General features: G+C 72.3%; 25 protein-coding genes. 10 read left to right on the forward strand and 15 right to left on the reverse strand.

Annotated features, from left to right (window positions below; genetic code table 11):
- Positions 1 to 140: 140 nt before the first annotated feature.
- Positions 141 to 1355 carry a sensor domain-containing phosphodiesterase gene (locus ABD644_RS21845; protein ID WP_344691320.1) on the reverse strand — a complete coding sequence of 405 codons (1215 nt, stop codon included), beginning with the start codon at positions 1353 to 1355 and terminating at the stop codon, positions 141 to 143.
- A gap of 156 nt (positions 1356 to 1511) precedes the next feature.
- Here ABD644_RS21845 and ABD644_RS21850 point away from each other — a divergent pair, with 156 nt between their 5' ends.
- Positions 1512 to 2132 carry a dihydrofolate reductase family protein gene (locus ABD644_RS21850; RefSeq protein ID WP_344691321.1) on the forward strand — a complete coding sequence of 207 codons (621 nt, stop codon included), beginning with the start codon at positions 1512 to 1514 and terminating at the stop codon, positions 2130 to 2132.
- A gap of 127 nt (positions 2133 to 2259) precedes the next feature.
- Here ABD644_RS21850 and ABD644_RS21855 read toward each other — a convergent pair whose 3' ends face one another.
- The 4 genes from ABD644_RS21855 to ABD644_RS21870 form a co-directional block, all read right to left on the reverse strand.
- Positions 2260 to 2907 carry an ABC transporter ATP-binding protein gene (locus ABD644_RS21855; RefSeq protein ID WP_344691322.1) on the reverse strand — a complete coding sequence of 216 codons (648 nt, stop codon included), beginning with the start codon at positions 2905 to 2907 and terminating at the stop codon, positions 2260 to 2262.
- On the reverse strand, positions 2904 to 3734 hold the full coding sequence (locus ABD644_RS21860; RefSeq protein ID WP_344691325.1) for an ABC transporter ATP-binding protein: 831 nt from the start codon (positions 3732 to 3734) through the stop codon (positions 2904 to 2906). Before ABD644_RS21860 ends, ABD644_RS21855 begins: the two co-directional genes overlap by 4 nt.
- The gene (locus ABD644_RS21865; RefSeq protein WP_344691327.1) at positions 3724 to 6423 is read right to left on the reverse strand and encodes a hypothetical protein; all 2700 of its coding nucleotides are present in this window, start codon (positions 6421 to 6423) and stop codon (positions 3724 to 3726) included. The genes ABD644_RS21860 and ABD644_RS21865 overlap by 11 nt, the downstream gene beginning before the upstream one ends.
- Before the next feature lie 79 nt (positions 6424 to 6502).
- On the reverse strand, positions 6503 to 7324 hold the full coding sequence (locus tag ABD644_RS21870; protein WP_344691329.1) for a dienelactone hydrolase family protein: 822 nt from the start codon (positions 7322 to 7324) through the stop codon (positions 6503 to 6505).
- Positions 7325 to 7416: 92 nt separating this feature from the next.
- Here ABD644_RS21870 and ABD644_RS21875 point away from each other — a divergent pair, with 92 nt between their 5' ends.
- The 3 genes from ABD644_RS21875 (at position 7417) to ABD644_RS21885 (ending at position 9543) form a co-directional block, all read left to right on the forward strand.
- Positions 7417 to 7767, forward strand: a complete 351-nt coding sequence (locus tag ABD644_RS21875) for an iron chaperone (RefSeq protein ID WP_344691332.1) — start codon at positions 7417 to 7419, stop codon at positions 7765 to 7767.
- Between the two features lie 91 nt (positions 7768 to 7858).
- The gene (locus tag ABD644_RS21880; RefSeq protein ID WP_344691335.1) at positions 7859 to 8998 is read left to right on the forward strand and encodes a serine hydrolase domain-containing protein; all 1140 of its coding nucleotides are present in this window, start codon (positions 7859 to 7861) and stop codon (positions 8996 to 8998) included.
- A 2-nt stretch (positions 8999 to 9000) separates the two neighbouring features.
- Positions 9001 to 9543, forward strand: coding sequence for a hypothetical protein (locus ABD644_RS21885; protein ID WP_344691337.1), 543 nt, complete (start codon positions 9001 to 9003; stop codon positions 9541 to 9543).
- 78 nt (positions 9544 to 9621) lie between these two features.
- On the opposite strand, the gene ABD644_RS21890 is transcribed toward ABD644_RS21885, so the two are convergent.
- The 4 genes from ABD644_RS21890 to ABD644_RS21910 all read right to left on the reverse strand — a co-directional run bounded on the left by ABD644_RS21890 (position 9622) and on the right by ABD644_RS21910 (position 13315).
- The gene (locus ABD644_RS21890; protein WP_344691339.1) at positions 9622 to 10542 is read right to left on the reverse strand and encodes an oxidoreductase; all 921 of its coding nucleotides are present in this window, start codon (positions 10540 to 10542) and stop codon (positions 9622 to 9624) included.
- 80 nt (positions 10543 to 10622) lie between these two features.
- Positions 10623 to 10823: a response regulator transcription factor gene (locus ABD644_RS22775; protein ID WP_425547497.1), complete on the reverse strand. Its 201-nt coding sequence runs from the start codon at positions 10821 to 10823 to the stop codon at positions 10623 to 10625.
- A gap of 696 nt (positions 10824 to 11519) precedes the next feature.
- Positions 11520 to 12176 (reverse strand): response regulator transcription factor, encoded by a 657-nt coding sequence (locus ABD644_RS21905; protein ID WP_344691341.1) that lies wholly within the window; start codon positions 12174 to 12176, stop codon positions 11520 to 11522.
- On the reverse strand, positions 12173 to 13315 hold the full coding sequence (locus ABD644_RS21910; RefSeq protein ID WP_344691343.1) for a sensor histidine kinase: 1143 nt from the start codon (positions 13313 to 13315) through the stop codon (positions 12173 to 12175). Before ABD644_RS21910 ends, ABD644_RS21905 begins: the two co-directional genes overlap by 4 nt.
- A 190-nt stretch (positions 13316 to 13505) precedes the next feature.
- Here ABD644_RS21910 and ABD644_RS21915 point away from each other — a divergent pair, with 190 nt between their 5' ends.
- The 4 genes from ABD644_RS21915 to ABD644_RS21930 all read left to right on the forward strand — a co-directional run bounded on the left by ABD644_RS21915 (position 13506) and on the right by ABD644_RS21930 (position 15905).
- Positions 13506 to 14378, forward strand: coding sequence for an ABC transporter ATP-binding protein (locus ABD644_RS21915; protein WP_344691345.1), 873 nt, complete (start codon positions 13506 to 13508; stop codon positions 14376 to 14378).
- A gap of 18 nt (positions 14379 to 14396) precedes the next feature.
- On the forward strand, positions 14397 to 15149 hold the full coding sequence (locus ABD644_RS21920) for a hypothetical protein (protein WP_344691346.1): 753 nt from the start codon (positions 14397 to 14399) through the stop codon (positions 15147 to 15149).
- Between the two features lie 94 nt (positions 15150 to 15243).
- The gene (locus ABD644_RS21925; protein WP_344691347.1) at positions 15244 to 15513 is read left to right on the forward strand and encodes a type II toxin-antitoxin system Phd/YefM family antitoxin; all 270 of its coding nucleotides are present in this window, start codon (positions 15244 to 15246) and stop codon (positions 15511 to 15513) included.
- Positions 15510 to 15905 (forward strand): type II toxin-antitoxin system VapC family toxin, encoded by a 396-nt coding sequence (locus ABD644_RS21930; protein ID WP_344691349.1) that lies wholly within the window; start codon positions 15510 to 15512, stop codon positions 15903 to 15905. Before ABD644_RS21925 ends, ABD644_RS21930 begins: the two co-directional genes overlap by 4 nt.
- 446 nt (positions 15906 to 16351) lie before the next feature.
- On the opposite strand, the gene ABD644_RS21935 is transcribed toward ABD644_RS21930, so the two are convergent.
- The 6 genes from ABD644_RS21935 to ABD644_RS21960 form a co-directional block, all read right to left on the reverse strand.
- Positions 16352 to 17410: a DUF4062 domain-containing protein gene (locus ABD644_RS21935; protein ID WP_344691351.1), complete on the reverse strand. Its 1059-nt coding sequence runs from the start codon at positions 17408 to 17410 to the stop codon at positions 16352 to 16354.
- Entirely contained in the window at positions 17410 to 18063 is a 654-nt protein-coding gene (locus tag ABD644_RS21940; protein ID WP_344691353.1) for an SRPBCC family protein, read from the reverse strand. The genes ABD644_RS21935 and ABD644_RS21940 overlap by 1 nt, the downstream gene beginning before the upstream one ends.
- Positions 18060 to 20483 carry an aerobic carbon-monoxide dehydrogenase large subunit gene (cutA, locus tag ABD644_RS21945; protein ID WP_344691354.1) on the reverse strand — a complete coding sequence of 808 codons (2424 nt, stop codon included), beginning with the start codon at positions 20481 to 20483 and terminating at the stop codon, positions 18060 to 18062. The genes ABD644_RS21940 and cutA overlap by 4 nt, the downstream gene beginning before the upstream one ends.
- A gap of 70 nt (positions 20484 to 20553) precedes the next feature.
- On the reverse strand, positions 20554 to 21072 hold the full coding sequence (locus ABD644_RS21950; protein WP_344691356.1) for a (2Fe-2S)-binding protein: 519 nt from the start codon (positions 21070 to 21072) through the stop codon (positions 20554 to 20556).
- Entirely contained in the window at positions 21069 to 21944 is an 876-nt protein-coding gene (locus ABD644_RS21955) for an FAD binding domain-containing protein (RefSeq protein ID WP_344691358.1), read from the reverse strand. The genes ABD644_RS21950 and ABD644_RS21955 overlap by 4 nt, the downstream gene beginning before the upstream one ends.
- A gap of 14 nt (positions 21945 to 21958) precedes the next feature.
- On the reverse strand, positions 21959 to 23416 hold the full coding sequence (locus ABD644_RS21960) for a uracil-xanthine permease family protein (RefSeq protein WP_344691360.1): 1458 nt from the start codon (positions 23414 to 23416) through the stop codon (positions 21959 to 21961).
- A gap of 183 nt (positions 23417 to 23599) precedes the next feature.
- Here ABD644_RS21960 and ABD644_RS21965 point away from each other — a divergent pair, with 183 nt between their 5' ends.
- Positions 23600 to 25138, forward strand: a complete 1539-nt coding sequence (locus ABD644_RS21965; RefSeq protein ID WP_344691362.1) for an AllF/FdrA family protein — start codon at positions 23600 to 23602, stop codon at positions 25136 to 25138.
- Entirely contained in the window at positions 25135 to 26553 is a 1419-nt protein-coding gene (locus tag ABD644_RS21970) for a YlbE family protein (protein ID WP_344691364.1), read from the forward strand. The genes ABD644_RS21965 and ABD644_RS21970 overlap by 4 nt, the downstream gene beginning before the upstream one ends.
- Positions 26554 to 26607 lie beyond the last annotated feature (54 nt).

Raw genomic sequence — 26607 nt, forward strand, 5'->3', positions numbered from 1 at the left:
ACTCGCCAACCGCCTGGTCGGCATCCTCCACGGCTGCCTCAAGACCAGAACCCAGTACAACGAACACACCGCCTGGCCCCAGCTCACCGCCACCGCGGCTTGACGCCCCACACCATGGGATGTCTGAGCCGTCGGCAGCCTCAGGCGGGCTGCGCGGCCCGCTGCGTGGGGATCCGGGAGTCGGCGAGCGCGGTCAGCGCCTCGGGCGGGCCGGGCCGGCCGTAGTGCCAGCCCTGGCCGTAGTCGACGCCGAGCGTCCGCAACGCCGCGGCCTCGCCGTCGGTCTCGACGCCCTCGGCGACCACCCGCACGCGGCACCCGTGCCCGAACTCCACCAGCGACTGCACCAGCTTGTTGAGCACCGGATCGCTGTTGAGCCCCGTGACGATGCTGCGGTCGATCTTGATCACGTCCGGTGAGGTCACGACGATGTGCCGCAGCGAGGAGAAGCCGGCACCGACGTCGTCGATGGCCAGCCGCATGCCCCCGGCCCGGAGGGGCGCGAGGACGGCGGTGAGCAGGCCGTAGTCCTCCACCTGGTCGTGCTCGGAGAGCTCCAGCAGCACCCGGCGCAGCGGCAGCCGGCCGAGCAGCTCGCCGCACTCCGGGGTCAGCAGGGTGGCGGGGGAGACGTTCATCGCGATGTAGCCGTCGATCCGGCCGAGCAGGTCGGCGGCGCGCTCCAGGGCGAGCAGCTCCAGGCGGTGCCCGAGGCCGACGCGGTGCGCCTCCGCGAACACGACGTCCGGCGGGGTTCCCCACTCGGCCGGGAAGCGGCTGAGCGCCTCGGCCCCGACCCGCCGGCCGGAGGCGAGGTCGACGATCGGCTGGACGGCGATCGCCGGCCCGCCCGACGCGATCAGCGGGTCGAGCCGCTCGTGCACCTCGGTGCGGATGGCCTGCTCCCGCACCTCGGGCTCGATGATCACCGCCGCGGCGGAGGCGAGCACCTCCATCAGGGCCTTGTCCCGCTCGGCGAGTTCCTTGTCGGAGGTCATGCCGAAGGCGCAGAAGGTGCCGTAGAGCTCGCCGTCGCTGAGCCGGACGGGGGCGGAGACGTAGCTGCGGATGCGCGGGATCCGGGCGCTGGGCAACTTCATCGCCTCGGGGAAGTTCTTGACGTCGGGGATGACCGCCGGTAGCCGGCCGTCGAGGATCGCCTGGCAGAACGACGTCTCCTGCACCTGCGTGGTGCCGTCATGGAACAGCAGCGGGATCGAGGAGTCCACCACCTCCAGGTGCTGGGTGGTCCCGTCGAGCCGGCTCAGGAAGGCCACGCTCAGCTGCAGCGACTTCCGCGCCGTGCGCAGCAGTTCGGCGATCTGCTGCTCGGCGTCCGAGCGCTTCCTGCCCATGGGTTCCTCATCTCGACGTCGTCCCTCTCTCATCGACCCCCGGGGAGCGGATCTTGAGAAACCTCGGCCGCCGATGTCGATGAGCGGCGCCAGCGTTCGACGTCTGTACGGAGGGAGTGCTCGGTGGGAGCGTTCCGCTGTCGCGGAGGAGCAGTCATGCGCAAGCTCGTCGTCACCACGTTCGTCACCCTCGACGGCGTCATGCAGGCGCCGGGCGGCCCCGGCGAGGACCCGTCGAACGGCTTCAGCTACGAGGGCTGGGTGGTGCCGTTCTTCGACGAGGCGATGGGCGAGCAGGTGACCCGGTGGTTCACCGGCGCCGAGGACTTCCTGCTCGGTCGCGGGACCTACGAGATCTTCTACGCCTCCTGGCCGAAGATGATCTCCGACGACCCGGTGTCCCAGGGCATCAACTTCAAGCCCAAGCACGTGGCGTCGCGGACGCTGACCTCGCTCGAGTGGGAGACCGCCGAGCTCCTGGGCGACGACGTGCCGGGCGCGGTCCGGGCGCTGAAGGACAGGGACGGCGGTGAGCTGCAGGTGCACGGCTCGCCCGGCCTGATCCAGACGCTGCTGGCCGAGGACCTGGTCGACGAGCTGCGGCTGATCGTCTTCCCCGTCGTGCTGGGCCAGGGCAAGCGGCTGTTCGGCGACGGCGCGATCCCGCGCTCGTGGCGGCTCACGTCGTCGTCGACCACTCCGAGCGGAGCGGTCATGGCCGCCTACGAGCGGGTCGGCGAGGTCGAGATCGGTTCGATGGGCCCGGAGGACGAGTGATCGTCGCGCCGTGGACAGCCGGGGCCGCCCTGGGGCCACGAGAGCCGCGGTAGAGCGCGGCTCTCGCGACCACACGGCGGCCCTCGCCCGAGGTGACCACCCGTCCAGCGGGGGTTCGAACTCGGGCTCAGCCCTCCACGAGCCCGTCGCCGAGGCGGACGACGCGGTCGGACGCGGCGACGACGACCGGGTCGTGGCTGGCGATCAGCACGCCGGTACCCGCTGCGGCGTAGACCTCGCGCAGCGTCGTCAGGACGTGGATGGAGAGGTCCTCGTCGAGGCGGCCGGTCGGCTCGTCGGCCACCAGGAAGCGGGGGCCCACGACCAGCGCCCGGGCGATCGCCGTCCGCTGCTGCTCGCCGAGGGAGACCTCGTCGGGGGTGCGGTCGACCAGGTGGCCCAGCCGCAGCACCTCGAGGGTCTCGATCGCCGCGGCGCGGGGGTCGGGCAGGCCGGCCAGGCGCGCAGGCAGGGCCACGTTGTCGGCCAGGGTGAGCTCATCGAGCAGGCCGAACCGCTGGGGGACGACGGCGACGGTCGACCACGGGGCCTCGGCGGGCACCGCCGTGCCGGGGACCTCCACCGCGCCCCGGTCGGGCCGCTCCCAGCCGAGCAGGCAGTTGAGCAGCGTGGTCTTGCCCGACCCGGACCGGCCCAGCAGCGCGACCACCTCGCCGGGCTGCACGTCGATGCTCACCCCGCGCAGCGCGTGCACCTGCTCGCGGCCCCGGCGGTAGCTCTTGTGCAGGTCGATCGCCCGCAGCGTGCCGGTCACGAGGGCTCCCGCAGGACGACGCCGTCGTCGGTGATGTCGATGAGCACGCGGCGGGCGGTGAACCGGGCCAGCGCCTCCTCCGGCAGCTGGATGCGGCCGTCGCCGTCGATGACCGCCAGGCGCCGGCCGGCGACCTCCTCGTGCGCGACCGCACCCGACCGGAGGTGGATCACCTGGTCGGCGGCGCCGGCGGCGAGCGGGTCGTGGGTGGCCATGACGACGGTCGTGCCGGTGCGGGTCAGCTCGTGAACGGCGGCCAGCAGGTCGGCGGTGGTGGCGCTGTCCAGCTCACTGGTCGGCTCGTCGGCCACGACCAGTGCCGGCCGGCCGATGACCGCCTGGGCGAAGGCCAGCCGCTGCTGCTCGCCGCCGGAGAGCTGGCCGGGCAGGTGCTCGGCGCGGTCGGCGATGCCCAGCAGGTCGAGCAGCTCCTCCCCCTGCTTGCCCGCCTCGGCGCGGGGGACGCCCCGGAAGGAGGCGGCCATCGCCAGGTGCTCGCGGCCGGTCAGGTGCGGCAGCAGGTTCTGCGGCGGCCGCGCGAAGACGTAGCCGATGTGCTTGCGCCGCAGCGCGCGCAGCTTGTGCGCGGACAGCCCGGTGAGCGGGTGACCGGCGACCTCGGCGCGCCCGGCGGTGGGCCGGTCCTGGGCGGCGAGGATCCGCAGTAGCGAGCTCTTCCCGGACCCCGAAGGACCGGTGATCGCGGTCAGCCGGCCGGCCGGGACGACGGCGTCCACACCCTTGAGCGCGTGCACCTCGCCGCTGGGCGACCAGTAGATGCGGACCAGTCCCTCACACACCGCCGCGGGGGTCGTGTCATGCCGCATCGCGCATCACCTGCCCTCCCGTGGCGCGCCGCGCCGTCCGGCCGACGAGCAGGGCGCTGACGGCGGTCACGAGGACCACGCCGCCGGCGACGGCGGCGATGCTGGCCCAGGGGACGTCGAACAGCGTGCCCGGCTGCAGGCTCGGCACCGGGTCGAGCAGCCGCAGGACCAGGACCGACGACGGCAGGGCGACCGCGACCGCCACCAGCGCGGCCAGCCCGCCCAGCAGCCCGATCTCCAGCCCGGCGGTGGCGTCGGCCGCGCGCCGGCCCATGCCCATCCGCCGGAGCAGCAGCGCGGAGACGGTGCGCCGGCGCTGCTGGGAGACCGCGTGCATCGCGACGCCGACCAGCCCGAGGACGCCCGCGGCCAGCGCGACCGCGCGCAGGTAGCCCAGCGACCAGGTCTGGGCGTGCAGCCCGGGGCGGGTGGCGAAGTCGGCGGCGGTCTCGACGTCGTCCTCGGCGGGCCGGTCCACGCCGACGGCGGCCAGGGCGTCGAGGACCTCCGCGACCGAGCCGCGGGCCCACACCTCGCGGGTCAGCACGAGGTCGGCGTCGCGGCCGACCGCCTGCAGCGCGGCGGTGTAGCGGTCCCAGTCGGCGACCAGCAGGGGCTGCCGGGCGCTCTGGCCGGGGAAGGCGACCGCGCGACCGACGACCTCCACCGGCATGGCGTAGTACCCGAAGTCCACGGTGAGCTCGTTGCCGGTGCCCTCCAGCAGGGTGTCGCTGACCGAACCGGCCAGGAGCACCGGCACCCGGTCGCCGTCGTATCCGGTCAGCGCGGCCATCAGCTCCTCGAGCGGCTGCTCGGCGAGCTCGTCGTTCCAGCGGACCACGCCCGGGATGTCGCCCGGCCGCACGGCGACCAGGTCGGCGTCGAGGTCGCCGGGCACGATCCGGGCGTCGCCCTCCGTGCCGACGATCGTCGCGGTGCTCGGCAGCCCCCCGGGGGCGACGGCCACCCGCGGCAGCGGGACGACGACGTCGCTGCCGGTCGCGACCGAGGCCTTCGCGGCGATCGTGCGGTTGGTCGAGTCCGCGAGCGCGCCGGCGTAGACGACGAGGCCCAGGGTGAGTGCCGTCGTCACGACGACCAGGCGGGCGGCGGCCTGCCCGGCGAGGACGCGACGAAGCGCGAGGAAGACGCCCGTGGGCAGCCGGCGCAGCCGGGCGTCGGCGCGGCGGCCGATCCACGGGAGCGCCGCGGTGACCGCGCCGGCGACGACCACGGTGATCAGCAGCGGGACCATGAGGGTGAGCACGTCGATCCCCCCGCCGTCCGGGTCCGGCGTGCCGGTGACGAGGGGGACGGTGGCGACGACGGCGAGCGCGGCGGTGACCGGCAGCCACGGGATCCGGCCGAGCAGGTGGGCGGCCTGGCCGCGCCCGACGGAGTCCATCCGGGTGACGAGGACGGCGGTGACCGCGGCGACCACGGCGAGGGCGGCGAGTCCGCCGATGGCGAGCACGATCCCCGAGCGGGTGGCGACACCGGCCGGCAGGTCGGGCGAGGGGCCGAACCGGGACACCACGAACCAGCCGGTCGCGCCGCCGGCGACCAGGCCGGCGACGACCGGGAGCAGCGACTCGCGGGCGGCGTCCCCCGCGGCACGAGCGGGGGAGAGCCCCCGGGCGACCAGCGAGCGGAGCTCGTCCTCGCGCCGTCTCGTGCGGTGGCCCGCCCAGGCGCCGACGAGCGCCAGCGCGGCCAGCCCGCCACCCACGCCGACCGCGGTCACCGGCGGGGAGAGCAGATCGACGGTCGCGTCGACGTCCGCCAGAGCGCCCGGCAGCACCGTGCGCGGGGTGGGCCGGGGATAGCCCTCGTCGGTGATCAGCGCCGTGACGGGGGACTCGGGGGCGGCCATGGCCGCCTGCAGCCGCTCGACCCGGGCCACGGTGGCGCGCGCCTCGGCGACCGGGAGCCCTGGGTCGAGCGGGAGGAACCACTCGAGGAAGAGGTCCTCGAAGGTCGCGGCGGCGACGTCGAGGGCGAGGTCGCGCGGCGCGACGAGCGCCGCCGGGGGATACACCAGGTCGCCGGTCGGGCCCAGGGTCGGCAGGAAGAGGAAGCCGTAGGACCGCCAGTACGGGTCCATCGGCAGGGTCGGGGTCGTGTACGTGCCGCTGACGGGGACGAGGACGGGTTCCCCTCGCTCGCCGGACAGCGAGATCGTGCCGCCGGGAGCCACCCCGAGGGCGGCGGCGAACTCCGTGGGCACGAGCACGCCGGTGTCGCTGGGCGCGCCCGCCACGATCTCCAGGTGCTCCTCCGCGCCGGTGCGGTACGTGACCTGCGCGATCGCGGCACCCGTGGCGGACCGTGCCAGGAGCGGGTCGCGGAACAGGCCGTAGCCGACTGGTTCCGGCAGGCCCGCCTGCGCGGCGGCCGCGGCGATCGCCGCATCGAACTCGGCGACCCGGACGACCCGCCCGTCGCTGGAGACCTGCCGTCCGGCGATCGTCGACGAGCTGAGCGTCGTCCCCAGCTGGGTGCCATCGAGGCGCTGCTGCTCGAGGTCCCAGGCGCCGCGCTCGGCGGAGGCGATCATCAACGGGGCGGAGACGAGCGCGGCGGCGAGGACGGCGACCAGCACGGCCAGCCCGATCGCCTGCCCGGGCAGCGGGATCAGCCGGATGCGGAGCCGGCGCAGCAGCGAGCGCTGGGGCCGGCGCATGAACATTCTGCGGAAAGTACCGGTCAGGACCGGAATTCTGGAGGTGCCTCACGGCGAGCGCACCATCGAGGTTGGACGCCGTCGCTCAGCGGGTGAGGCGCTCGCGGAGAAAGGCGGTGACCTGCGCCCGAGCCTCGTTCGTGGGGTGTCCCGGCTGCTCGACGTCCTCATAAGTCAGCACGTTGTGGGCGAACCGGCCCGCTCCCGGCGGGTTGCGGTCGCCGCTGCCGAGGGGGATGACGCGCCAGCCGTCGCCGAAGGTGGCGTGCAGCGCCGCGAAGCGGTCCCCCGGAGCTACCCCGTCCTGCGGGAACCGCAGGCCGACGAGGCACAGTCCCTCGGTGCGCACGCGTGCGGCGACGGCGTCGCGCTCGCGGTCGGACATCCCGAGGTCCCGCTTCCGTGCCCCGCCGAGGGGGAAGGGGACGGACGGCTGGCTGGCGACGGGCGCGAGGACGGCGGGCTCGACGGCGGCGGCGAGCGCGAAACCGCCGCTGAAGCACATGCCGATCACCCCGACGCCGGGTCCGCCGGTCCGCTCGTGCAGGTGCCGGGCCAGCGCGCGGACGTACTCGGCGACGGGCCGGTCCGCCCGCCGGGCGAAGGCGGCGAACTCCCGGGCGATGCAGGCCTTGGCGAGCGTGCTGACGGCGTAGCCGGGCGTCATGTCCCGGCCGGGCTCCCCGAACAGCGACGGGATGGCGACGGTGAAGCCCTCGGCCACGAGGTGGTTCCCCAGGCCCATCACCTGTGGCGTCATGCCGGGGATCTCGGGCAGCAGCACGACTCCCGGCCCCTCGCCGTGCTCCGGGGATCGGGTGAAGACGCGGTGGGTGTACCCCGCGGCGGTGAACGGGGCCTCGGACCAGCCGTCCAGCGGTCCGGCGGTGTCGGGAGCGGTCGGCATCGGCACATCCTGGGGCAGCCCGGCCCGCACCGCTGACTTCCGCGACGTCCCGCCGTCTGCATGGATGGGCCCCCCGACGTCAGGAGCACGCCATGGCCGTCGCCACCGTGGACGAGTACCTCGATCAACTGCCGGCCGAGGTGCGCGAGCGCATGCAGACGTTGCGCGCTCTGGTGCACCGCGTCGTCCCCGGTGCCGGCGAGCGGCTCAGCTACGCGATGCCGACGTTCACCCTCGACGGCCGCTCGGTGGTCCACCTGGCCGCCTGGAAACGGCACATCGCGCTCTACCCGCTGCCGGAGCTGGCGGGGGAGCTGCGGCAGGAGGCCGATCGGTGGCGGGGAGCGAAGGACGCGATGCAGTTGCCGCACGATTGTCCGCTGCCGACGGAGCTGATCGAGCAGGTGGTGGCGGCGCTCGGCGAGCGGGCACGCGCCGGCTGACAACGTTGCACCGCCGTTGTCGGCGGCTCCGGGAGCGTGGTCTGATCGCCGGGGTGCGACACCGGGGTCGCGCCGCGGACGAGGAGGGCCCATGGCCGAGGTGCACGGCAGCTGCGACGACCGGTTCGGGGCGGTCCGGGATGCGCTCGGGCAGCACCTCGACGGCGACGAGCTGGGTGCGTCGATCGCCGTGGACCTCGACGGGGAGCGCGTCGTCGACGTCTGGGGCGGCTACCGGGACGAGGAGCGGACGACGCCCTGGACCGAGGACACGATCGTCAACGTCTGGTCGACGACGAAGACCGTGCTCTCGCTCGCGGCCCTGATGCTGGTCGACCGCGGCGAGCTCGACGTCGACGCGCCGGTGGGCGACTACTGGCCGGAGTTCTCGGCCAAGGGGAAGAAGGACGTGCTGGTGCGGCACCTGATGTCGCACACCTCCGGCGTCTCGGGCTGGGATCCGCCGTTCACGGTCGAGGACATGTACGACTGGACGACGTCGACCGAGCGGCTGGCCCAGCAGCGGCCGTGGTGGGAGCCGGGGACGGCGTCGGGCTACCACGCGAACAACCAGGGCCACCTGGTCGGCGAGCTGATCCGGCGGATCACCGGGCGCACGTTCAAGCAGTTCGTGGCCGAGGAGATCGCCGGGCCGGTGGGGGCGGACTTCCAGGTCGGCTGCGCGGAGAAGGACTGGCACCGCGTCGCGCCGGTCGTCCCGCCGCCACCGATGGACATCGACTTCGCCGCGCTTGACCAGACCTCGCCGCTGTTCCGGACCTTCACCGGACCGGTGGCCTCGGCGGCCGCCGCGAACTCACCGGACTGGCGGAACGCGGACATGGGGGCGCTGAACGGTCACTCCAACGCGCGCGGCGTCCTGCAGATCATGCGGGCTGTGACGCTCGGCGGCGAGACCGGCGGCGTCCGCCTGCTGTCGCAGCCGACCATCGACCTGATCTTCCGGGAGCAGGCCGACGGGGTGGACCTCGTCCTGGGAGTGCCGTTCCGGTTCGGCATCGGCTTCGGGCTGACGCCGTCGGCCGCGGTGCCCTACCTGCCCGAGGGCCGGGTGTGCTTCTGGGGTGGGTGGGGCGGCTCGCTGATCGTGATGGACCTCGACCGGCGGCTGACGTTCAGCTACATGATGAACCGGATGGCCCCCGGCATCGTCGGCTCCGACCGCAGCCAGGCGTACTTCGAGGCCGCGTTCTCCGCCGCCGTGGGCTGACCGTGGACCTCGACGACGTGGTGCCGGTTGCCGAGCACGTCACCCGCCAGTCGCGGGTGATCGACGCGCCGCCGTCCGTCGTCTGGGACGAGCTGCACCGGCTGAAGCTGTCGTCGCTGCCGGTCACGTTGGTGCTCAGCGCCGTGCGAGCCCTGCCGGTCCTGCTGTCGGGTCGGGCGCGGGGCGGCCTCGACCGCACGTTCCTCGACGTCGTGCCGATCCCGGTGTTGTCGTCCGAGCCGCCGACGGCGGTGGTGTTCGGCGGGGTGCTGCAGGCGTGGCGGTGGTCGGGCGGCGAGCAGCCTCCATCGCTCGACGCGGCGGGAGTGCGGGAGTTCGCCGAGCCGGGCTGGGTGAAGGTCGGGATGGAGTTCCGGCTGGCGCCGTCCCTCGGCGGGACGCGGCTGAGCTGCGAGACCCGGGTCGCGGCGACCGATCCCGCGACCGGACGGCGGTTCCTGCGGTACTGGTGGCTGGTCCGGCCGGGGAGCTCGGCGATCCGGTGGGAGGTGCTGGCCGCGGTCGCGCTGCGCGCCGAGGACTGACGTGCCCTCTCGGTACCGCGTCGGGGTCACCGCGTCCGCGGTGGAGCGCGGACGCCGCGACCGCACCGCGGCACCGGGTCAGAGTCCGAGGACGACGCCGGTCTCCCGCTCGGAGACCGCCCAGAGCTCGGCGATCCGCTTGTTCAGGTCCCACCGGCGCAGGATCGGGCGGCGGACGGCGGGACCGTTGGAGACGTAACGCGGGGCGTACAGCTCGCCGCCGCGCGCCCGCGGATCGGTGGCCGCCCGCAGCTGGGGCCGGGCGCCCTCGGCCGGCGACATGCCGCTCCGCTTCGCCATCACCTCCGACAGCGCCGCGCCCCAGCCGCCCCCGCCCTCGCGGACGGCGCGGGCCTGCAGGTCGGTGTTGGTCAGGCCGGGATGCGCGAGAAGGCTCTGCGCCCGGACCCCGGCCCGCTCGAACTGCTGCTGCAGGCCGAGGCCGAAGTGGTAGTTGGCCTGCTTCGCCTGGGCGTAGGCCCGCCACGGTCGGTAGCGGCCGTCGAGGTGCGGGTTCTTCGCGTCCAGGCCACGGCCACGGAAGCGGGCGACGCTGGTGACGGTGACGACGCGGGCGCGGTCGGCCTGCAGCAGCGCGGGCAGCAGGTGGGCGGTGAAGGCGAAGTGGCCGAGGTGGTCGACGCCGAACTGCATCTCGAAGCCGTCGACGGTCCGGCGCTCCGGCATCGCCATCACGCCGGCGTTGTTGACCAGGATGTCGACCGCCTCATGGCCGGCGCGGATCTTGTCCGCGGCGTCGGTCACCGAGGCGAGCGACCCCAGGTCGAGCGGGACGACCTCGACGCTCGCCTGCGGGGTGCGGGCGCGGATCTGCTCCTCCGCCGTCCGGGCCTTCTCCTGGTCGCGGGCGGCCATGACCACGTGGGCGCCCTTGGCGGCCAACTCGTGCGCGGTGACCAGGCCGAGCCCACCGTTGGCCCCGGTCACCACCGCGACGCGTCCGGTGAGGTCGGGGATGTCGTCCGGGGTCCAGGCCATGGGCCCAGTGTCGTCGGGGGCACCCGCGGGTGTGCGCCCAGCGACCGAATCCGCTCTGCGCTCGGTGGATCGGCGCACAGTCAGCCGTCGAGCAATCCGGCCTCGTGGGCGAGGATCGCGGCCTGCGTGCGGTTGGTCAGGTCCAGCTTGGCCAGCAACCGGGAGACGTAGGTCTTCACCGTGGCCTCGCTGACGAACAGCTTCCTGGCCAGCTCCGCGTTGGACTCCCCTGCTGCCCGTGAGCAGGAAGTGCAATCCTCGTATTGAAGGCGGGAGAGCATTCCGGCGCTTGGCGCTCAGCCGAGCCGGGAAATGCGCATCTCCCCGCCGCGACCTCGAACGAGCGCCTGCAGGTGAAGCTGGCTACCTGATCCGCCGTACTAGCAGCCTGAAGGCACCGGCCGCGCGCGCACCGGCGATTCGATGCTGGCCGTTAGCGACCACGTCACCGCCATCCCACGTAATGGGGTCGTTGAGCAGCGACCAGGCGAGTCGCGTTTGCGGGTCGAGAGGCTCTGACCTTGTCGGGTTGATTGCGCGATAGATGTGGCCTTCAGTCCATGGTCGGACCGTCCGCGTCAACTGAACGGCGCGCTCGACCGCCTCGTCGAAGTCGCAGCCGCAATGGCTACGACTGGAATCTCGCGGATCTACGAAGCTGTTCAGACGATGGCCTACGGCCCTGTCTGCTCTGGAACGTCTTGTCCGTGCCCGGCGCTCGCGCATCGGCTTCGGCAACAGGCGATCGAGGAAGCGACTGACTCTCGTTCCTGTCGCTAATCGCTCCCAGTCACTCGCAACGCCGTATCGAAAGAGGTTGTGTGCGGGGGGAAGCTCCGAGATCAAGATCAGCTCGTACTCTTCGACTGCACCCAGACTCGCCACCTGGCGAAGGGTAGGTGCGATCGTTCGGCCCGCAGGTCAACGGGGCCTCTGCCCTTTAGCTTCCGCCGCCAGTCGCCCCGCGTCGGTGCACCTCAGCCGTCGAGCAGGCCGGCCTCGTGGGCGAGGATCGCCGCCTGCGTGCGGTTGGTGAGGTCCAGCTTGGCCAGCAGTCGGGAGACGTAGGTCTTCACGGTCGCCTCGCTGACGAACAGCTTCCTGGCCAGCTCCGCGTTGGACTCCCCGGTGCCCAGCAGCCGCAGCACCTCGAGCTCCCGTTCGGAGAGTTCCGACAAGCGGCGCAACGCCTGGGCCTTGCGGGGGGCGGCCTTCTTGTCCACGTACGACTCGATCAGCCCGGCGGTCACCTTCGGCGACAGGGTCGCGGTGCCGTCGGCGACGGCCCGGACGGCGGCGGCGATCTCGCGCGGCGGGGTGTCCTTGAGCAGGAAACCGGCCGCGCCGGCGGCGAGCGCGGCATAGACGTACTCGTCCACGTGGAACGTCGTCAGGACGGCGACCTGCGGCGGCTGCGGCTGGGCGAGGATCCGCCGCGTCGCGGCCAGCCCGTCCAGAACCGGCATGCGGATGTCGATCAGGACGACGTCGGGGCGCAGCTCCCGCGCGGCCCGCACGCCCGCGGCGCCGTCGCCGGCCTCGCCCACGACCTCGAAGTCGCCCGCCGCCTCGAGCACCGTGCGCAGACCGAACCGCACGAGTTCCTCGTCGTCCACGAGCAGCACGGAGATCATGTCGGCAGCACCGCCTCAACCACGAACCCGCCGTCCAGCCGCGGCTCGGCCTTCAGCTGCCCGCCCAGCGTGCGCACCCGCTCACCCAACCCCACGAGCCCGAAGCCGCCGCCGGGCGCCTGGTCGGCCGGCTCCTCGCTGGCCCCGTTGACGACGCGGATCCGCAGCTCGCCCGTGCCGCGCTCGACGTCGACGTGCACCGGTGCCCCCGGCGCGTGCTTGCTGCTGTTGGTCAGCGCCTCCTGCACGATCCGGTAGGCCGCGCGGCTGATCACCGCGTCGACCCGGTCGGCGCCGTCCGCCTGCTGCAGATCGACCACCATGCCGGCCTTCCGCGACTGCTCGACGAGCTGGGGCAGGTCCTCGACGCAGGGCTGCGGCCCGAGCGGCGCGTCCTCGTCGACCTCGCCGCCGCGCAGCACGCCGACCATCTGGCGCAGCTCGTCGAGGGCAGCCCGCCCGGCGACCTGCACGTTGCAGGCCAGCTGCTCGACGCGGTCCCGATCGGCCGCCGCCATCTCGATCGCCCCGGCCTGCAGCACCATGAGGCTCACCCGGTGGCCGACGGCGTCGTGCATCTCGCGGGCGATGCGGGTGCGCTCCTCCAGCACCGCCTCGCGGGCCATGAGCTCGCGCTCGGCCTCGGCGCGCTCGGCCCGCTCGGTGAGGGCGGCGAGGAGGTCGGCGCGGGTGCGGGCCCAGGCGCCGAGGGCGCCGGGCAGCAGCACGACGAGGGCGGCACCGCCCAGCGACGCGAACGCCTCGTTGGCGGTGTCGATGGTCCAGGCCTGGGTGACGGCGATCGAGGCGACGACCCCGGCCGCGATGCGCACCGGCCACGCGGCGACGTAACGGGCCACCGCGTAACAGGTCAGCAGGACGCCGATGGCCACCGCGGACGAGCCGGAGGCCAGGAGCACGCTCGCCGCGAACGGGATGAGCGGCGCGCGGCGGCGGAAGGCCAGCAGCAGGATCCCGAGGACGGTCGTGCCGGCGACGACGAACGGGGTGGGCAGCCACCCGGAGTCCGACGTGCCCACGTTGATGCCGACGAGCACGGTGCCGAGCAGCGCGACGACGACCTCGAGCCAGATCCCGCGCGTGGACAGGCCCGGCCACAGACGCGCCCGGATCCCCATGACGGCGAGCGTAAGGCGCTGCGGACCCCTCCCGGGTCGCCCGTTCGTACCCCACCGCGTCAACTTTCGGATGACGCGGTCGAGCCGTCCGGCCAGCGCATTCGCGGCCTCCGGGCGACGCGGGCAGGGGTGGTCGCGGCGTTCTCTAGTGGCACCGAGACCGGAGAAGCCGGTCGCAACGGAGGCCATCATGATCACGGTCAGCGGACTGACCAAGAAGTACGGCGACCGGAACGTCGTCGACGACGTCTCGTTCACCCTGGAGCCGGGAACCGTCACCGGCTTCCTCGGTCCGAACGGCGCCGGCAAGACGACGACGATGCGGATGATGACCGGCCTGGTGCCGGCCACCGCCGGCTCGACCCTGGTCGACGGCAGGCCCTACGTCGAGCTGCCCAACCCGGGCGCCGTCGTCGGCACCCTGCTCGACGCCTCGGCGGTGCACCCCGGCCGCACCGGGCGCACCCACCTGCGGCTGCTCGCCTCGGCTGTCGGCGTCGCCGACTCCCGGGTGGATGAGGTGCTGGAGCTCGTCGGGCTCGGCGACGCCGGCCGGCGCCGGATCGGCGGCTACTCCCTCGGCATGCGGCAGCGGCTCGGCATCGCCGCGGCGATGCTGGCCGACCCGCCCGTGCTGGTGTTCGACGAGCCGGCCAACGGGCTGGACCCGGAGGGCATCCGGTGGATGCGCGACCTGCTCCGCGGCCACGCGGCCCGCGGCGGCACGGTGCTGCTGTCCTCGCACCTGCTCAACGAGGTCGAGCACACCGTCGACCGGCTGCTGGTGATCGGCTCCGGCCGCATCGTGGCCGACGGATCGGTCGCGTCGCTGCTCGACGGCGACGGGACGACGGTCCGCGCGACGGACCCGGCCTCGCTGGCGGCGGACCTGTCCGCGGCCGGTTTCCCGGTCGAGCCGCGCCCGGACGGCGCCCTGCTCGTGACCGGCGCCGACCCCTCGCGGGTCTTCGCGGTCGCCGCCGCCGGCGGCCACGTGCTCACCGAGCTGCGCGCGAACGAGCGCGGGCTCGAGGACCTCTTCTTCCAGCTGACCACCGTTTGATCTCTCGAGGAGACTCCGATGACCACCCTGACCGTTCCCGCCCGTCCCGCCGTCCGCTCCGGCGGACCGTCCCCGGTCTCCGCCGTCGGGCTGGAGATCCGCAAGTCCCTGTCCACCCGGTCGGGCAAGTCCGTGGCGTTCGCCGCGGCTGCCCTGACGCCGGCCATCGCCGCGATGCTGTCGCTGACCGGCGAACCACTCGACGAGGTTCGCGGGCCGATCGCCGCGCTCGGCATGGTGACCGGTCTGATCCTGATCACGCTGGGCGTGCTCGCCACCGCCACCGAGTGGAGCCACCGGACGGCGGAGACGACCTTCCTGCTCGAGCCCCGCCGGGGCCGGGTCGTGCTCGCCAAGTACGTGGCCGTCGCCGTGATGGGCGCGGTGATCGCAGCGGTGGCCGCGGCCGCCACGGCAGCGGTGCTGTACGTGGTGCCCGGGGTCGGCGACCCGTCGTGGGCCGGCGCCTCGCTGGCCATCGGCATCTCGATCGCCGCCGGTGCCGCGTTCGCGGTGATCGGGGCGGGCGTGGGCGCAGCGTTCGCCAACACCCCGGCGGCGCTGACCGGTCTCTACCTGACGATCCTCGGCGCGATGCCCGCGCTGCGGATCTGGAAGCCCGAGGTCGCCGACGCGCTGGACCCGTCCAACGCCACGCTGCAGTTGGCCACGGGTGATGGCACCACCGCCCACGCGCTGACCATGGTCGGCTGGGTCGTGGTTACCGCAGTGGCCGGCGTCGTCCTCACCCGCCGCCGCGCGGTGTCGTAGCGCACGATCTCCACACGCTGAGGGCTGTCTCCCGGGATCGGGAGGCAGCCCTCAGTTCCTGCTTGATGTAGCACTATCGGTGCTACATTGGCCCATGCTTCGGATCGGAGTGCGCGAGCTGCGGCAGAACGCCAGCAAGTACCTCGCGCGCGTCAAGGCAGGCGAGACGGTGGAGGTCACCGAGCGGGGGTCGCTCGTCGCCCTGCTCACCCCGCCTCGGCCGGGGGACTCGGCGCGGGAGCGGCTGATCGCCGAAGGCAAGCTCATCCCTGCGACGGGGTCACTGGACCTTCCCGAGCCGTTGCACGTCGAGGGACCCTCGACCGGCGAGGTTCTCGACGAGCAGCGTGCTGATCGGCTGTGATCTACCTCGACTCGTCCGCTCTGCTCAAGCTCGTCCGCGCGGAGGAGTACACGGCCGCGCTCAGGGCGTGGCTCCGAGACCGGCGCGATGCGCTGCTGATCAGCAGCGCACTCGCGCGAGTGGAGGTGCTCCGGGCGTGCCGGCGGATCGACGCGCGGCTGCTCGACACCGGCCGCGCAGTAGTCGGCGCGCTCCACCTGGTCCCGGTCGACGATGCCGTCCTCGGCGCAGCGGCCGACCTGCCCGGCAGCGACCTGCGCAGTCTCGACGCGCTCCACCTGGCGAGCGCGCTGCGGATCGGCCCCGACCTCGAGGCGTTCGTCGCCTACGACGAGCGCCTGCTCGGGGCTGCCGAGGCCGCGGGCCTGCTGGTCAGCCGGCCCGGAACCTGATCCGGCGGTTCCCTGTGATCGGCGACTCGGTTGGCTCCGATGCGCATTCGCCGTGATCGAGGTCGGAGTGGGGGTGGCGTTCGCCAAGACCCCGACCGGCGCCGACGGGCCTCTACTTGACGATCCTCAGCGCGATGCCAGGTGCGGATCTGGAAGTCCGAGGTCGCCGACGCGCTGGACCCGTCCAACGCCACGCTGCAACTCGCCACGGGTGACGGGACCACCGCACATACGCCGACCCTGGGCGGCTGGGTCGTGGTCATCGCGGTAGCCGGCGTCGTCCTTACCCGCCGCCGCGCGGCGTCGCTATCCGCTCATGTGGCTGACGGCAGGACTTTCGCACGCAACTTGATAGTCCTGCCGTTGCCCACATACGTCATGCTGCGTGCTCACCGACTCGGGAAGGGCGCTACCCGGCCAATGGACATGGCTGACGGCTACCTCGTCTAAGTCTCGTTCGCTTCTGATGGTCCACGCGTCCCAGAGGGACGACGCGGCCGCCTCGGTGTCGATGGTTCTCTCGAAGTCTGAACAAACGGTGGTTCACTGAGTGCGGCGCGAGCAATATTCAAATCGGCGAGAAAGTCCTCATGTCCAGCGAGAACCTCGAGTGCCACTTCGATGTCAGGATCCTGTGCATACATGCGGTCCAAATCGCGCAAGCGTGCAAGCAGTTGTGGCAGGTCTTCCGATTCTGCAATCGCAGCAATTACCTCGTTGCGAGGCGCATCGAGTCGATTGCTGAGATATCTGACAGCCAAGGAATCATATAGCTTCTTCTGAGCCGCCCTCTCGCTTGAACGTCGACGCTCTTCGTCTCGTAGAGCCTCGGACTGCTCTGGTACCACCTTGGATGCAACGGCCTCCACGTATGTTTTGAGGGTTTCGCTCGCGGAGCGCAAGTCTGCGACCTGTTCGCTCAGCGCCCGTAGCTGCTTCTGCTGGCTCGACCGCTTCAAGAGGTCACGAAACAGGCCCGCCCACTGCTCTCGGAGCCAGTTTTCGATATCCGTGAATCGTTCGAACGTTGCCACAGGATTGTTGCGAGGCCGCCCAAGAATCTCCTCCATCATCGTAAACACGTTGACGCTGTCTACATGGGCATAGTTGATATCTCTGTTCGGCCGATTCGCCAAGAAGGTGCGATATTCGGCTTGAACGCTCTTTTCGATCAGAATGTATATTGGCAGGTCAAGCTCGACGGCACGCTCATATTCCCGCTTCGTAATCGACTCGTAGCGTTCGAAGAATTTCTTTGGATCGGCGGGCTCCTGGTCGCTAGCCGCAGCGCCGTAACGCCCGCCAATGATGAGTACCAGCATGTCGCTGGATCCGACTTCCGCGTAACAGGATTCGTCCAGGGGGCGGTCGAAGCTGTACGCGATATCCCCCTTTTCCGAAAGAACTGAATCGAATCCCAAAGATCGAACAAACAGGTCGATCGACGCGCGGACGTGCTTGAGGTCGTAGTAAGTGGAACTGATGAAGACCCGCGGTCTGGCCATCAGGCTGGCCCCTTACGGCGGCCGAGTCGGTAGCCGATCAGGATGCTGATCAGGGTCAGCAGCGCGCCTCCGGCGGCGCCCAGGACGAGGGTCCGCACGTCGGCGGCCGCCGGAGCAGCGGCGGCGCGACCCGCGAACACCCGCGGCGCCTCGACGCCGGCCCCCGGAGCCCCAGCCGCGACCGCGGACGGTGCGGCACCGATCGGCACCACGGCCCGGCCGGTCAGCTCGTCGTCGATCGCCTTGAAGAACTGCCCGGCCATCCGCTTGGCGACGCCGGTCATCATCCGCTGGCCCACCCCGGCCACCGCGCCGCCGACGACGGCGTCCGCCGAGTAGGTCAGCGTCGTCCCGTCCTCCGACGGCTCGAGGCTGATCAGCACCTTTGCCCGCACGTTCCCGGGCCCACCGGCGCCCGACGCGTGCATGACGTAGGACTTCGGGTGCTCCTTGTCCGCCAGCCGCACCTCGCCGGCGTACGTCCCGCGCACCGCGCCGACCCCGACAGTGACGTTCATCTTGTACTCGTCGTCGCCGACCTGCTCGAGCGTCTCGCAGCCCGGGATCGTCCGCGCCAGCACCGCCGGGTCGGTGATCACCGACCAGACCTTCTCCGGCTCGGCATGCAGCACCGCAGATCCGTCGAGGTTCACGCCATCGCTCCTGTTCCCTCGCGGCGCGAAGACGCCGCGGTCCGTTCGGAAGAGTCGTCTCGCATCAGGTCGTACAGCTGGGTGGGGGAGATGGGCATCGCCGCGATCCGCCGTCCCACGGCGTCCTCGATGGCCGAGGCGATCGCCGCCGTCCCGGGGATGACGCCGGCCTCGCCGGCGCCCTTGATCCCGAGCGGGTTCAGCGGCGACGGCGTCTGCTGGTGGTCGATGTCGATGTCAGGCACCTCGGATGCGTACGGCATCAAGAAGTCCATGAACGAGGCGTTCTGCAGTTGCCCGTCGGCGTCGTAGGCCATCCGCTCGTACAGCGCGCCGCCCACGCCCTGCGCGACGCCGCCGTGCACCTGGCCCTCGACGATCATCGGGTTCACCACGTTGCCGCAGTCGTGCACGACCGCGTACTTCACGACGTCGATCTCCCACGTCGCCGGGTCGATCTCCACGATCGCCGCGTGCGCGCCCGACGCGAAGGTCGACCGGATCGGCGAGTAGTAGTCGCGGTGTTCCAGGCCCGGCGCGTCGCCGACGGCGACCGGCGGCTTGGAGTCGTCCCCCGGGACGGCGAACTGGGTGGCCTGCTTGGCGGCCTCGTCGAACGCGTACCGCAGCGGGTTCGACAGGACGGCGACCGTGCGCAGCGGGATCGACGCCCCCGGCGTCCCGCGAACCTGCACCAGACCCTCCTCGATCTCCAGATCGCCCGGGTCGACCTCCAGGACGTCGGCCGCGATCCGCAGCGCCTTCTCCTTCACGCCGCGCGCGGCCAGCGCGATCGCGTTGCCGCTCATCACGGCGGCCCGCGAGGCGAACGTGCCTACGGCGTACCCGAAGCGCCGGGTGTCGCCGGTGGTCACCTCGATGTCCTCCATCGGGACGCCGAGCTCCGACGCGACGATCTGTGCGAACGCCGTCTCGTGGCCCTGGCCCTGCGAGGTCAGTCCGGTGGAGACCAGCACCTTGCCGCTGCCGAGCACCTGCACGTGCCCGCCCTCGTACGGGCCGGGCCCGGTGCCCTCCACGTACATGGCCATGCCGATGCCGAGCAGCTTGCCGCGGGCGGCGGCGTCGTCCCGCAGGCGGGAAGCCTCCGACCAGCCCACGAGCGCACGCAGCTTCTGGAGCAGCCCCGGGTAGTCGCCCGAGTCGTAGATGACCGGCCGGCCGTCCTGGAACGTTAGGTGGTGGTCGTAGGGGAACTGGTCGGGGGTGATCAGGTTCCGCTCGCGGACGACGGCCCGGTCGAGCCCCAGCGCGTCGGCGATGCGGTCCATCGTCCGCTCCATCGCGTAGCAGCCCTGCGGCCGCCCGGCGCCGCGGTACGGCGTCACGATGACGGTGTTCGTGTAGACGCTCTCGACGATCACCCGGTACGTCGGGATCACGTACGGGCCGACCAGCTGGGTCGCCGTCACGATCGGCACGATGATCCCGTAGGGCGTGTAGGCACCGTTGTCGTGCCAGATGTGCACGTCCAGGGCGGTGAGCCGGCCGTCGTCGTCGTACCCGACCCGGATCTCCTGCCGCTGCTGCCGCTCGTGCGCGCTGGAGATGAAGTGCTCCCGGCGGTCCTCCGCCCACTTCACCTCCCGCCCCAGCGCGATCGCCGCCATCGGCACCAGCAGCTCCTCGGGCCACGGGTGCACGATCTTCACGCCGAAGCCGCCGCCGACGTCGGGCGCGATCACCTCGACCTTGTCCAGCGACAGCTCGAGCTTCGCCGCGATCGCCGCGCGCACCGACGTCGAGGCCTGGGTGCTCGTGTAGACCCGCAGCGACGAGTCGTCGGCGTCCCACTTCGCGTGCACGCCCTTGCCCTCCATCGGCATGCAGGCGCTGCGCTCGATGTACTGGGTGAACTCCAGCGTGTGCGGGCTGGCGGCCAGGGCCGCCGCCACGTCGCCGGTCTCCTGGTGGTGCCGAGCGGCGACGTTGTCGGGGATGTCCTCGTGGACGGCGGTCGTCGCGGCGCGGGCCGCGTCGACGCCGACCACGACCGGCAGCTCCTCGTACGACACCAGGATCCGCTCGGCGGCGTCCTCGGCGATGTACCGGTCGGTGGCGACCACCATGACGATCGGCTCGCCCACGTGGTTGACCTCTCCGCGCGCCAGCGGGTAGCCGGTGCGCGGGGCGTGCATCTGCGGGTGGGGAATGAGCACCGGCAGCGGCTCGGCCATGGGGCCGTGCAGGTCCTCGTAGGTGTAGATCGCGACCAGACCCTCGATGTCGAGACAGCCCTCGACGTCGATGTCGGTGATGCGCGCGTGTGCGTGCGGGCTGCGCACGAAGGCGGCGGCCAGGGCGTCGTGCCCGATGTCGTCGAGGTAGCGGCCCTTGCCGATGATCAGCCGGGCGTCCTCGCGCCGGCGGACCGGCTCGCCGAACAGCTTCGTCGTCACCGCCGTCCCCCCTTCCCGCTTTCTGTACCGAAAGCTGAGCGGGGAACCGCAGCTTTCTGTACCGAAAGCGTCATCGGGGGCTGTCCTTCATCGTGGCGGCGGCGTGGTGCACGGCCTTCTTGATGTTGGCGTACCCGGTGCAGCGGCAGAGGTTGCCGCCGACCATGTCGTCGACCTCGTCCTCGGTGAGCTCGACGGCGTTGTCCCGCTTCTCCAGCCCGGCCGCGATCGTCATCAGGAAGCCCGGCGTGCAGAAGCCGCACTGCAGCGCGTGGCACTCGCGGAACGCCTCCTGCACCGGGTGCAGGATCTGGCCGCCGCGGCCGTCGTCACGGGCCAGACCCTCGACGGTCTGCACCTCGTGCCCGTCCACCTGGACGGCGAGCAGCAGGCACGAGCGCACCGGGTCGCCGTCGACCAGCACCGTGCAGGCCCCGCAGACGCCGTGCTCGCAGCCCACGTGCGTGCCGGTCAGCCCGAGGTCGTGCCGCAGCGCGTCCGACAGCAGCCGCCGCACCGGGACCGTGGCTTCACGTGGAACACCGTTCACGGTGACGGTGATCGTGCGTTCCGTGTCGACGGAGGTCATGCCGCCCTCTCCGCCGCCTCGGCGGCCGCAGAAGCAAGAGTTCGTTCGGTGAGGACACCCACGAGCAGGCGCCGGTAGTCGGCGCTGGCGTGGATGTCGGTGTCAGGGTCGACCAGTGTGCGCGCCAGGGCCCCCGCAGCGGCCCAGTCGGCGCTGTCCACCGGCGAGCCGGCGACGGCCTCGGTCAGGTCGTGCACCTCGGGGACCAGGCCCACCGAGACGTAGGAGGCGCGGACGCGCTCGACCCGGCGGTCGGCGTCCAGCGTGACGACGACGCCGGCGCCGCAGACCGCGTAGTCGCCCTTGCGGCGGGCGACCTCGGCGAAGGCGGTGCCCGAGCGCGGCGGCAGCGCGGGGAAGAAGGCAGAGGTGACGACGGCCGGCCCGTGGACCGAGGTCTCCAGCGGGCCCACGAAAAAGTCGCGCCACTCGACGGTCTGCAGACCGGAGGGCGTGGCGACCGTGACGGAGCCGTCGGTGAGGGCGAGGACGGAGGTCATCTCGCCGGAGGGGTCGGCGTGCGCGATCGAGCCGACGGTGGTGCCCCGGTTGCGGATCGCCGGGTGGGCGACGTTCGCCGTCGCCCGGGCCAGCAGCGGCTGGACCCGGGCGGCGGCGGCGTCGTGGAGCAGTGCGTTGTGCCGGACGAGCGCTCCCACCGTCACGCCGTCCCCGGTGGCCTCGACGGCGTCGAGGCCGGGCACCCGGTTGATGTCCACCAGCGTGGTCGGCGCCGCGAGCCGCATGGAGAGCAGCGGGAGCAGCGACTGGCCACCGGCGAGCACCTTGGCGCCCTCACCCTCGTCGGACAGGACCGCGAGGGCCTCGTCGAGGGTGCCGGGGTCGGCGTAACGGAAGGGAGCAGGTTTCACGGGGCGAGCGTGTCCTATCGGTTGGTGTCGCGGCGCACGGTGTCAGCGCCCGACTCGGTCACCTCGTGCCCGCCGACGAGGGCCTCCTCGCCGTGCACGTGGCCGAACGTGGAGCCGGCGGCCGGGTGCCTGCCCTCACGGAGGAGAGCCGCCTTCATGTCGGCCGGCGCCACTGCGCGCGCCACGTGCCACGCGACGACGGCGACGATCGAACCGAGCGCGATCCCCGCGAGGGAGAAGTTGTCGGTGAAGGTCAGCGTCACGTTGCCGATACCGATGATGATGCCCGCGGCGAGCGGCACCAGGTTGATCGGGTTGGCGAAGTCGACCCGGTTCTCCTTCCAGATCTTGGCGCCCAGCAGGCCGATCATCCCGTAGAGGACAACGGTGATGCCGCCGAGGACGCCGCCCGGGACGATGTTGATCAGCGCGCCGAACTTCGGGATCAGGCCGAGCAGGATCGCCACGATCGCCGCCACGTAGTACGCCGCGGTCGAGTAGACCCGGGTGGCGGCCATGACGCCGATGTTCTCGGCGTAGGTCGTCGTGGGCGAGCCACCGACCGCGCTGGCGACGACCGTGCCGACGCCGTCGGCGAAGACGGCCCGGCCGATCATCGGGTCGAGGTCGCGCTTGGTCATCTCGGCGACGGCCTTGACGTGCCCGGCGTTCTCGGCCACGAGGGCGATCACAGCGGGCAGGACGAGCAGGCTGAAGTTCAGCGAGAAGGTCGGGAAGGTGACGGTCGGCAGGCCGAACCAGTCGGCGGCGCCGACGGCGTCGAAGTTGATCCGGTCGTGCTCCGTGGCCTCCGTCGCGCCGCCGAGCACCGAGGTGATCGGGCCGGTCGTGACGTCGAGCAGCACCGAGAGCAGGTAGCCGAAGATCAGGCCGAGCAAGATCGCGATGCGGGCGAGGAAGCCGCGCAGCGCCAGCGAGCAGACGATGACGAACGCCATCGTGGCCAGGGCGACCCACTGGTCCTGGGGCCAGTAGATGCCGGCGGCGACCGGGGCCAGGTTGAACCCGATCAGCATGACCACCGCGCCGGTGACAGCCGGCGGCAGCACCTTGTTGACGACGCCGACGCCGGCGAAGTGGATGACCAGGCCGACGATGGCCAGGACGACACCGGCGACCAGGATCGCACCGACGACGTCACTGGACTCGCCGCCGTTGGCGCGGATCGCCACGACACCGCCGACGAAGGAGGCGCTGGTGCCCAGGTAGCTGGGCACCTGACCCTTCACGATCAGCAGGAACAGGATCGTCGCGACGCCGCTCATCATGATCGCGAGGTTCGGGTCCAGGCCCATGATGAGCGGGAAGACGAAGGTGGCGCCGAACATGGCGACCACGTGCTGCGCACCGATGCCGACGGTCCGCGGCCAGGACAACCGTTCGTCCGGGGCGACGGCCTCGCCCAGCGGCGGGGTCTTGCCGTCCCCGTAGAGCTTCCAGCTGAACGCCATCTCCAGTGCCTCCTCGACGTGCACTTTCCGACCGAACCGGTGCCGGTCGACGGGTGTCGGCCCACCGGGAGGCGCCAATGTCGCACCAGAACCGGTCGGGGGGAAGTACCTCACTGCTAAATCGTTATTGCGGTGAGATGCCGATACTTCACCGCTGAGACATCTCTGAGTACGGTTCGACGGGTGACTGCATCACCGCCCTCGGGCGCCCCATCCGTCACGGCCGGCGCTCGCTCGGTCACCCTGCGGTCCGGCGTCTACGCCGACTCGGTCCGTCTCATGCAGGTCAGCCGCACGGTCGCGGCGCTGCCCGGGGTGACCGGCGTGATCGTCGCGATGGCGACGCCGCTGAACCTCGAGCTCGCGACGAACATGGGTCTGGCGCCGGAGGAGGCCGCCTCGCCCGAGCAGCTCCTGATCGGTGTCGCAGCCGAGGACGACGAGGCGCTGGCCGCCGCGGTCGCCGCCGTCGAGACCGCCCTGGCCGAGCGGGAGCGGTCGACCGGATCGGCCGAGGCGATCCCGCAGCGCACGATCGGGGGCGGCCTGGCCGAGCGGACCACCGACGGCCCGGCGCTCGCGATCGTCTCGGTTCCCGGCCAGTACGCCGTCGCCGAGGCCGCCGACGCCATCGCGGCCGGCCGCAGCGTCCTGGTCTTCTCCGACGGCGTCCCGGTCGAGCACGAGGTCGCCCTGAAGCGGGCGGCGCACGACGCCGGCGTGCTGGTCATGGGCCCCGACTGCGGGACGGCGATCGTCTCCGGCGTCGCCCTCGGCTTCGCCAACGTGGTCCGCCCGGGGCCGGTCGGCCTGGTCGCGGCCAGCGGCACCGGCGCGCAACAGGTCTCCTGCCTGCTCGACATGGCCGGCGTCGGGGTCTCACACGTGCTCGGGGTCGGCGGCCGCGACCTGTCCGAGGCCGTCGGCGGGCTGGCCACGCTCGACGCGCTGGCGGCCCTGGACGCCGACCCCGCCACCGAGCGGGTGATGGTGGTGTCCAAGCCGCCGGCGCCGTCGGTGGCCGCGACCGTCGAGGCCGCCGCCGCGACGCTGTCGGTGCCGGTGCGCTCCGCCGTCCTCTCGGCCGAGACGCCCGACCTGACCGCCGCCGTCGAGGGCCTCCTGCGGGACATGGGCCTCGACGTGCCGGTGTGGCCGTCGCGCCCCGGCGCGGCCGAGGCTGCGGCCCCGGGTGCGGTGCTCAAGGGCCTCTACTCCGGCGGCACGCTGGCCGACGAGACGATGCTCATCGCAGCCCCCGCGCTCGGCGAGATCCGGTCCAACACCCCGCTGAGCCCGCACCTGCACCTTGCCCTCGACCCATCCGCCCAAGACCAGTTCGCCCCGGGGCACGTCGTCATCGACTTCGGCGACGACGCCCTGACCGTGGGCCGCGCGCACCCGATGATCGACCCGACGCTGCGGCTGGAGGCGATCGCCGCCGTGGCCGCCTCCGACGAGCCGGCGGTGCTCCTGCTCGACGTCGTGCTCGGGTACGGCGCCGACCCCGACCCGGCCGGCGCGCTGGTGCCGGCGCTGAGCGCGGCCCGCGACGCCGCCGAGCACCCGCTGCCCGTCGTGATCGCGCTCGTCGGCACCGAGGGCGACCCGCAGGGCTGGAGCAAGCAGGCCGACGCGCTCGCCGCCGCCGGCGCTGCCGTCTTCGCCTCCAACTCCGCGGCCACGCGGTACGCCCTCGACCTGCTGGGAGCTGCGAGATGACACTCGGCGGACTGCTCGACGGACCGCCGGCGATCGTCGCCGCCGGCGTCGACGTCTTCTCCGACGCGCTGCGCGCCCAGGGCGCCGACGTCCACGACGTCGAGTGGCGGCCGCCGCACTTCGGCGACCCCGCCGACCTGGCCGTCCTGGCGCTCGACCGGCGGCGCGCCGCGGCCAACCGGACGGCAGTGGAGCGCCTGCTCGCCGCCGGCTCGGTGCTGGTCGACGTCCGGCCGGCCCGCGAGGTGCTCGACATCGGCGACCGGATGCTGCTGCACTCCGGCCCGCCGCTGCTCTGGGAGAACGCGTCGGGCCCGATGCGCGGTGCGCTGATCGGCGCCTGCCTGTTCGAGGGCTGGGCGTCGTCCGTCGAGGACGCGGAGAAGATCCTGGCCTCGGGCGAGGTCACCCTCGACCCCTGCCACCACCACCGCACCGTCGGGCCGATGGCCGGGGTGACGTCGCCGTCGATGTGGATGTGGTGCCTGGAGGACCCGGTCTCCGGCGGCAAGGCCTACTGCAACCTCAACGAGGGCCTCGGCAAGGTGCTGCGCATGGGCGCCTTCAACGACGAGGTGCAGGAGCGGTTGCGCTGGATGCGCGACGTGCTCGGCCCGGTGCTGTCGAAGGCGGTGCGGGGCTCGATCGACGCGGGCAACGACCCGATCGACGTCAAGGGGATCCTCGCCCAGATGCTGCAGATGGGCGACGAGGGGCACAACCGCAACCGGGCCGGGTCGCTCATGGCGCTGCGCGAGCTGTCGCCGTCGATCGTCGCCGTCGACGCGCCGTCGTCCGACATCGCCGCCGTCCTGAAGTTCGCCGGCGGCAACGAGCACTTCTTCCTCAACCTCGGCATGCCGACGGCGAAGCTCGCGCTCGACGCCGCCCGCGACGTCCCGGGCTCGACGATGCTCACGGTGATGTCGCGCAACGGCACCGAGTTCGGCATCCAGACGGCGGGCACCGGCGACCGCTGGTTCACCGGACCGGCGCAGACCCCGGTCGGCCTGTTCCTCGGGGACTACGGGCCGGAGGACGCCAACCCCGACATCGGCGACTCCGCGATCATGGAGACCTACGGCGTCGGCGGGTTCGCGATGGCCGCGGCCCCGGCGATCGTCCGGTTCGTCGGCGGCACCGTGCCCGACGCCCTGGCGACGACGGAGCGCATGTACCAGCTCACGCTGGCCGAGAACCCGGCGATGGCGATCCCGATCATGGGCTTCCGCGGCTCACCGACGGGCATCGACGTGCTCAAGGTCGCGCGCACCGGCTGGCTGCCGCAGATCAACACCGGCATGGCCGGGCGGGTCGCCGGCACCGGCCAGGTGGGCGCCGGCCTGGTCCAGCCGCCGCAGGAGTGCTTCGAGCAGGCGCTGGCCGCCCTCGCGGAGGCCGCCCGCACCGCCTGACCTTCCCGGCGAGATCTGCACACTGGCCCCTTTCGGGCCCCTGAAGCGGGCGAG

This window comes from Blastococcus jejuensis, assembly GCF_039534705.1.
Classification (GTDB): Bacteria; Actinomycetota; Actinomycetes; order Mycobacteriales; family Geodermatophilaceae; genus Blastococcus_B; species Blastococcus_B jejuensis.

What these genes read in the sequence shown, in the direction of transcription:
- ABD644_RS21845 (WP_344691320.1), bottom strand. Translation starts at nt 1,355, where the DNA reads ATGGGCAGGAAGCGCTCGGACGCCGAGCAGCAGATCGCCGAACTGCTG.
- ABD644_RS21850 (WP_344691321.1), top strand. Translation starts at nt 1,512, where the DNA reads ATGCGCAAGCTCGTCGTCACCACGTTCGTCACCCTCGACGGCGTCATG.
- ABD644_RS21860 (WP_344691325.1), bottom strand. Translation starts at nt 3,734, where the DNA reads ATGCGGCATGACACGACCCCCGCGGCGGTGTGTGAGGGACTGGTCCGC.
- ABD644_RS21865 (WP_344691327.1), bottom strand. Translation starts at nt 6,423, where the DNA reads ATGTTCATGCGCCGGCCCCAGCGCTCGCTGCTGCGCCGGCTCCGCATC.
- ABD644_RS21870 (WP_344691329.1), bottom strand. Translation starts at nt 7,324, where the DNA reads ATGCCGACCGCTCCCGACACCGCCGGACCGCTGGACGGCTGGTCCGAG.
- ABD644_RS21875 (WP_344691332.1), top strand. Translation starts at nt 7,417, where the DNA reads ATGGCCGTCGCCACCGTGGACGAGTACCTCGATCAACTGCCGGCCGAG.
- ABD644_RS21880 (WP_344691335.1), top strand. Translation starts at nt 7,859, where the DNA reads ATGGCCGAGGTGCACGGCAGCTGCGACGACCGGTTCGGGGCGGTCCGG.
- ABD644_RS21890 (WP_344691339.1), bottom strand. Translation starts at nt 10,542, where the DNA reads ATGGCCTGGACCCCGGACGACATCCCCGACCTCACCGGACGCGTCGCG.
- ABD644_RS22775 (WP_425547497.1), bottom strand. Translation starts at nt 10,823, where the DNA reads ATGCTCTCCCGCCTTCAATACGAGGATTGCACTTCCTGCTCACGGGCA.
- ABD644_RS21905 (WP_344691341.1), bottom strand. Translation starts at nt 12,176, where the DNA reads ATGATCTCCGTGCTGCTCGTGGACGACGAGGAACTCGTGCGGTTCGGT.
- ABD644_RS21910 (WP_344691343.1), bottom strand. Translation starts at nt 13,315, where the DNA reads ATGGGGATCCGGGCGCGTCTGTGGCCGGGCCTGTCCACGCGCGGGATC.
- ABD644_RS21915 (WP_344691345.1), top strand. Translation starts at nt 13,506, where the DNA reads ATGATCACGGTCAGCGGACTGACCAAGAAGTACGGCGACCGGAACGTC.
- ABD644_RS21920 (WP_344691346.1), top strand. Translation starts at nt 14,397, where the DNA reads ATGACCACCCTGACCGTTCCCGCCCGTCCCGCCGTCCGCTCCGGCGGA.
- ABD644_RS21925 (WP_344691347.1), top strand. Translation starts at nt 15,244, where the DNA reads ATGCTTCGGATCGGAGTGCGCGAGCTGCGGCAGAACGCCAGCAAGTAC.
- ABD644_RS21935 (WP_344691351.1), bottom strand. Translation starts at nt 17,410, where the DNA reads ATGGCCAGACCGCGGGTCTTCATCAGTTCCACTTACTACGACCTCAAG.
- ABD644_RS21950 (WP_344691356.1), bottom strand. Translation starts at nt 21,072, where the DNA reads ATGACCTCCGTCGACACGGAACGCACGATCACCGTCACCGTGAACGGT.
- ABD644_RS21960 (WP_344691360.1), bottom strand. Translation starts at nt 23,416, where the DNA reads ATGGCGTTCAGCTGGAAGCTCTACGGGGACGGCAAGACCCCGCCGCTG.
- ABD644_RS21970 (WP_344691364.1), top strand. Translation starts at nt 25,135, where the DNA reads ATGACACTCGGCGGACTGCTCGACGGACCGCCGGCGATCGTCGCCGCC.